The following is an 8,452-nucleotide window of genomic DNA, read 5'->3' on the forward strand; positions in this document are numbered from 1 at the left end:
TACTAACATTAAAATTGCACGATAACAAATATAATGTTATTATGCAGAAAAAGTGTTATTAAATTAAAAATCAATAATTTTATTCCAATCCTTTATTCCTGAAGCCTTATCCAATTGATTGGTAAGTAAGCTCGTGTTCCTTATATTTATCATCTCATTGGCTGTATGTGTATGACCATAAATCCAATACAGTGGTTGGTATTTTATAATCAACTCCTCTAACGAAGATCCATAAACCGAACTGATATTTTCTTGTTCCGGAATAGATAACATTATAGGGCAATGATGTGTTACTACGATAGTTTTGCTGGGATTTGCAGTTTGAAATTTATGCTCCAAAAAACTCAATGCATCGATATGAAATGCATTGTAATCTAAGGCATCTATATAATCCTCTTGGTATTTAATGTATTTAAAATCGTTGATGTGATATTGTAAAAACCATCTTTTGTTTAGGTCTACATTAGACCATAAAGTAGAGCAAATCAATTCATAATCCTCTAGCAACACCGATTGGTTATTGATTAAAAATACATTTTCTCGAATGGGAATATTACAGGATTGATATGATTGGTAATCTGAGCCATAAAATTCATGATTTCCAGGAATCCAAAAAACTTTAGTAAACGCCTGACTGATATGATCTAGGAAAAAATTAATTTGATCGATCTGGTTTATTGGTATAATATCACCCGCAAGAACCAAATAATCCGCACAAGGTTGAATAGGATATTTTTCAAAAAACATCCTGTTGTTATGTGATTCTAAATGAAGATCTGAAATGTATTGTATTTTCATTATTTTTTTGAATTACCGTGTTCTACACCACCACCATGCCATTCGCCAGTTACTAACCAAATAGTTGTTTTTTGGTTTAAGTAGCTNNTTTAAAAACGCTTGCATTTTAGCTTCTGTTTCAGCTAGACTGCTTTTAAGCTGGTTGATGTCGTTGTTCACTTCTTTGATGTCTACTTCGGCTTCTTCTTCAAATGTATCGATGTAACGAGGAATATTTAAATTGAACTCGTTTGATTTAATATCTTCAAAGGTTGCACGGTAAGAGAATTTATCGGTAAGTACTTCTCCATTTTCTGTTTCTAAAGCAGGTAAAGCTTTGAATTTTTTAAATTCATCAACTATCTTTTGGATGTGTTTTTCACTTAATTTATTTTGATTTTTACCAGAATCGTACTCTGCACTTGCATCTATAAACAACACATTGGTATTAGAACCTTTAGCTTTATTGAAAATAAGAATAGCCGCAGGAATACCTGTACCAAAGAACAAGTTAGCAGGTAAACCAATTACAGCTTCTAACATGTTTTCTTCAATTAACTTTTGACGGATTTTACCTTCGCTACTTCCTCTAAATAATACACCATGCGGAACAATAACACCAACTTTTCCAGAATCTTGATAAGTTGTTTCTATCATGTGAGAAATGAACGCATAATCTCCTTTAGATTTTGGAGGAACCCCACGATGGAAGCGTTTGTATGTATCTGCATCGGCGTTTTCTGCTCCCCATTTGTCTAGTGAAAACGGTGGATTAGCCACTACAATATCGAATTTCATTAAACTATCTTCCTCTTTTAATTGTGGATTGTTTAATGTATCACCCCATTCTATTACTGCATTATCTTCTTCGTGCAAGAACATATTCATACGAGAAAGTGCCCAAGTAGAACCGTTGTTCTCCTGACCATATAAGGCATAATTTTTCCCTTCGATTTCTTTGGCAACTTTAATCAATAAAGAACCCGAACCACAAGCCGGATCACAAATACGATTACCTGGTTGTGGATCAACTAATTTAGCTAATAAGGTACTTACCTCTGATGGAGTATAGAATTCACCAGCTTTCTTACCTGCTTCACCTGCAAATAAGGAAATTAAATATTCATAGCTATCACCAATAACATCATTATTTTCTAAATGAGAAGGTTGTAAGTTAAGCTCATTCAAATCTGTAAGCAGATTTTTTAGAATTTGATTGCGTTGTTTTGTAGGACCAAAAGCAGTTTCTGAATTGAACGATATGCTACGGAATACCATAGCTAATTTTGAACGGTTTTCATCTTCTAATTTAGTTAACGCAATATCTATTAACTCTCCAATGTTATTTTCATTACGATTCTCAAAAAGATAATCGAAAGAACTTTCTTCAGGTAATACAAAACGTTCACGTTTTAATTGACGCTTAACCATCTCTTCGTTTCCGTCGTATTTAGCTCTTAAATCGTTTGCTTTTTCATTCCAAACGTCAGATAAATATTTTACGAATAACAATGTTAAGATGTAATCCTTATATGAACCACTTCCCATGACCGGGCGTAATGAATCACATGCTTTCCATACTACTTTATTGATCTCTTGTTGCGTTAATTTTGATGCCATATTTTTATTTTGTTATTTCGTTAATTAATTGGTTAAATCTTACTTGCTTTTTTTCTTTTAGTTGTTCTAATAATTGTATTTCTTTATTATGGAGATCATACATTTCTACAATTTTATGTTGTACTTGTAATGATGGAAGATTAATTTCGAAATCTGCTAATTCGCTTTTACGAATAGAAGGAATAGAACTACCAGCTCCGATACTGTTAAAGTAGTTATGACTTTTAGAATGATTAAGAATACAGGCTAAATAATCTGGTAAAAGTGCCTCTCGATTCGTTTTTATTATATAGAAAATAGATGATGCTACAGCCTCACCAATTTCTTGTTTATATGTATATGCAAAAAATCGCATCCCCTTACCTACAAAAAGAACATCTCCATCTTTTAAGAGTACATCATCTTTGTTTTCATTCAATTCAATATATTTATCTACGTTATTCAAATAACTTCCATTCTCGTTAAAATTACGCGCTTGTAGATAAATAATTCCTTGACTTTCAATTTTACTCGTATGAAAACCAAAAGTAAATGAAGCAACATCTCTTAATTTTACCTTTTCATAATTTTTCATTGTAGAATGTTTCAAATTTCACTTCAACAAAGGTTGTATAAAAAAATATATCCTGCAAATTATTTGTTAAATATTTTTTGTAGAGTTTTTCAATTTTACAAAAGTAACCAAAGTAACCAAATTTCGGCAAAAACATTTTTTTGTTTTTTTAAGTTTTGAATAAACTGTTTCAAACGAAGAATAGAATGCAAAAAGGAGAACCAATGGTTCTCCTTTTCTTTGATTTTAGCTTATGTTACTAGTTTTTGTTTTGAGTGATTTTACAATTTTTCTTTTGGTCAAATTTGGTTACTTTCCTTACTTGGTGTTATTCGGTGTAGACTTAAGAAATAATGTGAAAAATTTAAGTATTTTATGACTTTAGAAAGTAAGGAAAAGTAAGGGGATTTTTGCACCTAGTATTGAGATTTTAGATGTTAGATTTTAGACTTGTTTTATTATATTCATTTTATTCATAGGTTTATTATTTTATACCCGTAGTGCATTATAAAAAAGGTTACTCATAATACGAAAATTTCGTATATTGTATTGACTACCAATCTAATACATTATGAATAACCTAGATGCAATTTACGATTTTATTTTAAAGGAATTAAGAAATTAACCATCAAAGAAAATTTTTATTTCAAACCAATTAAACCAAAATTATCTGATTTAGAACTCATTGCAATAAATATTTCTGCAGAATATTTATCGATAGATTCAGAATATCAGTTGTTTAGATACCTCTCTAATTCAAAACTAAAGGGAATGATTGAGAGAAGTGTGTTTAATCGCAGAAAAAGAAAGCTTTTCTTACACTTGGAAAATATAAGAAAACTTATGGTTGCTAAATTTAATGAGATGGAAACCACTTATATTGTAGATTCGATGCCTTTAGAAATCTGCAAAAACGCAAGAGCGAACCGCTCTAAAATTTGTAAGGAAAATGAATTTTCGTTTCCCAGCAAAGGGTATTGCGCTTCTCAATCGAGTTATTATTATGGTTACAAATTACATGCAGTTTGTTCTGTTTCCGGAGTTTTCCAAAGTTTTGATATTTCTACAGCAAGCATTCATGATATTCATTTTTTGCAAGATATCAAGCATCAAATGAACAATTGTACGTTGATTGGAGACAGGGGTTATTTATCCACCCAAGTGCAAACAGATTTGTTCAATTATGCGAATATAAAGCTGGATACACCCATGAGAAACAACCAAAAAAATTATCAAAAACAAAAATATATTTTCAGAAAATCCAGAAAAAGAATTGAGACTTTATTCTCTCAACTTTGCGACCAATTTAAAATCAGAAACAATTACGCAAAATCTTTTAACGGTTTTAAAACAATGGTATTGAGCAAAATAACAGCATTAACTTTCATTCAGTTTGTAAATGTTTTCGTCTTCAAGAGAAGTTTGAATAAGTTAAAAATTAATTTGTGCTAAATGCACAACAGGTAATAATTTTAATTAAAAAATTAAATGATGGTTTAGTTTTTGATTTTAAGTAAATAATTATTAAAATAAATCTTTTTGTTATGAGTTTCATCGACAATGTAAAATTAACAGCAGAGCTTATTAAAGCAAATTTTTCAGAAGGTATTGATGATGGATATGATCATTCCACAACTTCTGCAGGTAGAAAAGGATTACGATCAGGTCGGGTTTCTGAACTGACTGCAATGGCAGATTTGAAGCCCGGCGGCGCTGATAATCTCCGAAAAATTATGGAGATTGCAAATGGTAATTTGAAAGGTGCTACAAAAGTTGGAACCTTACACGATTTACGAATTGTTCTTTTTGATAATGATACTAAGATTTTGTTCTGTACAGCTTATGATGGGGATTGGGATGCTTATATCGATGATTTTGCAACCAAAATTCCCCAATTGATGGATATTATTTTTGGAAATGTGGAAGGTTGGCCTGGAATTAAAGATCCAACAGTTAAAGATTTTATTCTTAGCAAACAGATTACTGCGACAGGTTGGTATGTGGGAGTACCACATCTTACTGTAAACGACATTAGACGTAACGATAAGATCATTACTGGCTTAAATAAAGCCATTGACGATTCTAATAAAATTGAAAAATAATTTTTAATAAATAAATTATGGCATTTGATTTTATAAAAAGAATTTTCAATCCGGACAAAGTTAATATAGAGTTGAAGGAAATTCAATCTTTAATTTTGAGAAGTAGGCCAATTCCTTATTTTGGAACAGTGGCATTATTAGAAATCACGGATAAAGAAAGTGCGAAAAAGATGTTGAAAGATTTGATTCCATTAATTGATTCTGCAGAGGAATGGAACAAAAACGAAGGAGCATCTGTATTTCTAACTTTTACATATAAAGGTTTAGAAAAAATTGGTGTACCAAAAGAAAGTTTAGATTCTTTTCCGGAATCTTTTAAAGAAGGAATGGCTAAAAGATCGTCTTATCTTTATGATATTGGCGTGAATGATCCCAAAAATTGGCAGAAAGAATTTAAAAATCCTAACATTCATATTGCTGCTGCAGTGATCTCCAATAATGAAGCCGATTGGAAAAGCAAATTGGAAGAATTTCGTACTAAAATTTCGGAAAACAATGGAGTTGAAGTTTTGGTGAGTGAAGATTTTGGTGCTACAGAAGAGGTGAAAAATGTTTTCGGTTTTCGCGATGGAATCAGTAATCCCGAAGTTGAAGGTAGTGGGATTGATGTACCTCAAGGTTTTGACCGCCCGATTGCAGCTGGCGAATTTATATTAGGTTATCCAGGAGAAGGTGATATTACAAAACCTTTTCCTCAGCCGGACATTTTAGGGAAGAATGGGTCTTTTATGATTTTTAGAAAATATCAAAGCCAGGTTGCAGAGTTTAACCAGTTCATTAAGGATAATAGTTCTTCTCCAGAAGAAGGCGAACTTTTGGCTGCGAAAATGGTAGGCAGATGGAGAAGCGGAGCTCCACTAGTTTTATCGCCAGAAAAAGATGATAAAGTGCTTGGAGAAAATCCTGAAAAAAATAATAATTTTTCATTTAAGAACGATGAGTTTGGAAAAAAATGTCCTTTCAGTTCTCACATCCGCAGGATGAATCCGCGAGATTCCAAAACTTTTGTCTTGGAAGATGAAAGGCTTCACCGCATTATACGTCGCAGCGTAACTTTTGGGGATATTGTTCCGCCGGAAGTGACAAAAAATGACGGTAAAGAACGCGGTCAATATTTTATGGGAATTAGCGCGAATGCAATGGGGACTTTGGAATTTTTGCAAAAACAATGGATTAATGATGGCAATTCACAAAATCTGGGTAGTGAAAAAGATCCTATGGTTGGTTTGCAAGATGAAAATAGTTTGTTCAGTATGCCTGCAGACCCGCTAATAAAAAGATACCGAGGTTTACAAACTTATAATATCGTGAAAGGTGGTGAATATTGCTTTATCCCAAGTCTTTCAGCTCTCAAATGGATCAGTGAATTAAATTAATACTTATAAAAATTTAATTATTTTTTTTTAAAAAAATCACTAACAAAAAAATCTAATTGCATGGAATACGTTAAATATGATTATAAATTGGAAGAAATTCCTGAAAATTTCGAAGAGTATATCAATAAAATTAATAAGGATATTGTAGATTATATTCGAAACACGCCGCAACTAAGCCGCGCTCATAATTATACAAGAGATGCGCACGCCAATGGCTATGCTGCATTAAAGGCAGAGGTGGAAATTCTGCCTAATTTGCCTGAAGAATTGGCTCAAGGTATTTATAAAAATGCAGGAAAACACGAAGCGGTGGTTCGTTTTTCAAACGGATCCTCTCGTGTGTTGCCTGATAAACTAAGTGGAAATGCGCAAGGTTTTGCACTTAAAATTTTTGGAATTGAAGGCGAAAAAGTTGCTCCTGGTGAAGAGTCATCACCAAATGTGGATTTCAACCTAATCAATAATCCGGTATTTTTTTGCAATACTGCGGAACATTATGTTTTCATCTCCAAACTGTTTCTTAAAATCACCGATTTTTTTGAAAAAGGTGCATTAGGAAAATTGGAATTTGCTTCAATCTGGGTTACAGAAAATAAAAAAGCTTTCCCAAATTTCGAAGCATTAAAAGAATTAGCCGCACTAAAAACTTTTGAAAAAATCCCATCAATTAATAGTTTTTTATACGAGTATTACAGTATGGGCGCAGTTCGTCACGGAGATTATATGGCAAAAGTAAGAATTGAACCTACTGACGAAACGAAAAACTTAATTATTGATAAGGATATTGATATTGACAGCGAAGATTGGCCTTACAGAAAAGCTATTATTAAAGAGATCGCAAAAAACGATCTTACATTCAATCTACAAATTCAATTATGTAACGATTTGAAAAAAATGCCAATTAATGATCTTACAGAAGAATGGTCTCAAGAACTATCGCCATTTCGCACGGTAGCTAAAATCAAAATATTTAAACAAGAAGTTCCTGAAGATGGTAATTTTAATGTGATGGACAATCTTTCGTTTACGCCGTTTAGAACTCTAGAAGAAAATCGTCCCATAGGTAATTTGCAAAGTACGAGAAGATCGGCCTATGTAACCTCTTCAACGACCCGTCACGAATTAAATAACAAAAAAAGAAAAGAGCCAAACAATTTGCAGGAGGCATTTGATGAGAAATTTTATCAGAAATAGTTTTTATATTTACACCCGTATTGCATTATAAAAAAGGTTACTCATAATACGAAAATTTCGTATATTGTATTGACTACCAACCTAATACATTATGAATAACCTAGATGCAATTTACGATTTTATTTTAAAGGAATTAAGAAAATTAACCATCAAAGAAAATTTTTATTTCAAACCAATTAAACCAAAATTATCTGATTTAGAACTTATTGCAATAAACATTTCTGCGGAATATTTATAAATAGATTCAGAATATCAGTTATTTAGATACCTCTCCAATTCAAAACTAAATGGAATGATTGAGAGAAGTGTTTTTAATCGCAGAAAAAGAAAGCTTTTCTTGCACTTGGAAAATATAAGAAAACTTATGGTTGCTAAATTTAATGAGATGGAAACCACTTTTATTGTAGATTCGATGCCTTTAGAAATCTGTAAAAACGCAAGAGCGAACCGCTCTAAAATTTGTAAGGAAAATGAATTTTCGTTTCCCAGCAAAGGTAGAAAATCCAGAAAAAGAATTGAGACTTTATTCTCTCAACTTTGCGACCAATTTAAAATCAGAAACAATTACGCAAAATCTTTTAACAGTTTTAAAACAAGGGTATTGAGCAAAATAACAGCATTAACTTTCATTCAGTTTGTAAATGTTTTTGTTTTCAATAGAAAAATGAATAGACTTAAAATTGAATTAATTTAATAGTGCACTACCGGTATATATTGTATTCATGAATACTATGGATTTGACTTGACACAAAAACGAATCGAAATATCATATATTCATTTTATTCATAGGTTTATTTTTTTATATATATTACCGGTAGTGCATTTGTATT

Annotated in this window: 6 protein-coding genes and 2 pseudogenes; 5 read left to right on the forward strand and 3 right to left on the reverse strand. The window is 31.7% G+C overall.

What is annotated here, in order from left to right:
• Positions 1 to 63 precede the first annotated feature (63 nt).
• From B4L98_RS03720 to B4L98_RS03730, 3 genes are all read right to left on the reverse strand, one after another.
• Positions 64 to 798 carry a metallophosphoesterase gene (locus B4L98_RS03720; protein ID WP_219035302.1) on the reverse strand — a complete coding sequence of 245 codons (735 nt, stop codon included), beginning with the start codon at positions 796 to 798 and terminating at the stop codon, positions 64 to 66.
• A gap of 12 nt (positions 799 to 810) precedes the next feature.
• Positions 811 to 2,397 (reverse strand): type I restriction-modification system subunit M, encoded by a 1,587-nt coding sequence (locus B4L98_RS03725; protein WP_291077561.1) that lies wholly within the window; start codon positions 2,395 to 2,397, stop codon positions 811 to 813.
• Between the two features lie 4 nt (positions 2,398 to 2,401).
• Positions 2,402 to 2,986, reverse strand: a complete 585-nt coding sequence (locus B4L98_RS03730) for a restriction endonuclease subunit S (protein WP_291077564.1) — start codon at positions 2,984 to 2,986, stop codon at positions 2,402 to 2,404.
• Positions 2,987 to 3,521: 535 nt separating this feature from the next.
• On the opposite strand from B4L98_RS03730, the pseudogene B4L98_RS03735 reads away from it, so the two are divergent.
• From B4L98_RS03735 to B4L98_RS03755, 5 genes and pseudogenes are all read left to right on the forward strand, one after another.
• Positions 3,522 to 4,402: pseudogene (locus B4L98_RS03735) on the forward strand (IS982 family transposase).
• A gap of 92 nt (positions 4,403 to 4,494) precedes the next feature.
• Positions 4,495 to 5,052 carry a hypothetical protein gene (locus B4L98_RS03740; protein WP_076549609.1) on the forward strand — a complete coding sequence of 186 codons (558 nt, stop codon included), beginning with the start codon at positions 4,495 to 4,497 and terminating at the stop codon, positions 5,050 to 5,052.
• 17 nt (positions 5,053 to 5,069) lie between these two features.
• Complete coding sequence (locus tag B4L98_RS03745) at positions 5,070 to 6,428, forward strand: Dyp-type peroxidase (protein WP_291077566.1); 1,359 nt, start codon at positions 5,070 to 5,072, stop codon at positions 6,426 to 6,428.
• Positions 6,429 to 6,488: 60 nt separating this feature from the next.
• The gene (locus tag B4L98_RS03750) at positions 6,489 to 7,622 is read left to right on the forward strand and encodes a catalase family protein (RefSeq protein ID WP_076549606.1); all 1,134 of its coding nucleotides are present in this window, start codon (positions 6,489 to 6,491) and stop codon (positions 7,620 to 7,622) included.
• A gap of 91 nt (positions 7,623 to 7,713) precedes the next feature.
• Positions 7,714 to 8,316, forward strand: a pseudogene (locus B4L98_RS03755) (hypothetical protein).
• Positions 8,317 to 8,452: the final 136 nt, after the last annotated feature.

The organism is Empedobacter sp. UBA5528, from assembly GCF_002426075.1.
Taxonomy (GTDB): Bacteria; Bacteroidota; Bacteroidia; order Flavobacteriales; family Weeksellaceae; genus Empedobacter; species Empedobacter falsenii_B.

What these genes read in the sequence shown, in the direction of transcription:
- B4L98_RS03720 (WP_219035302.1), bottom strand. Translation starts at nt 798, where the DNA reads ATGAAAATACAATACATTTCAGATCTTCATTTAGAATCACATAACAAC.
- B4L98_RS03740 (WP_076549609.1), top strand. Translation starts at nt 4,495, where the DNA reads ATGAGTTTCATCGACAATGTAAAATTAACAGCAGAGCTTATTAAAGCA.
- B4L98_RS03745 (WP_291077566.1), top strand. Translation starts at nt 5,070, where the DNA reads ATGGCATTTGATTTTATAAAAAGAATTTTCAATCCGGACAAAGTTAAT.
- B4L98_RS03750 (WP_076549606.1), top strand. Translation starts at nt 6,489, where the DNA reads ATGGAATACGTTAAATATGATTATAAATTGGAAGAAATTCCTGAAAAT.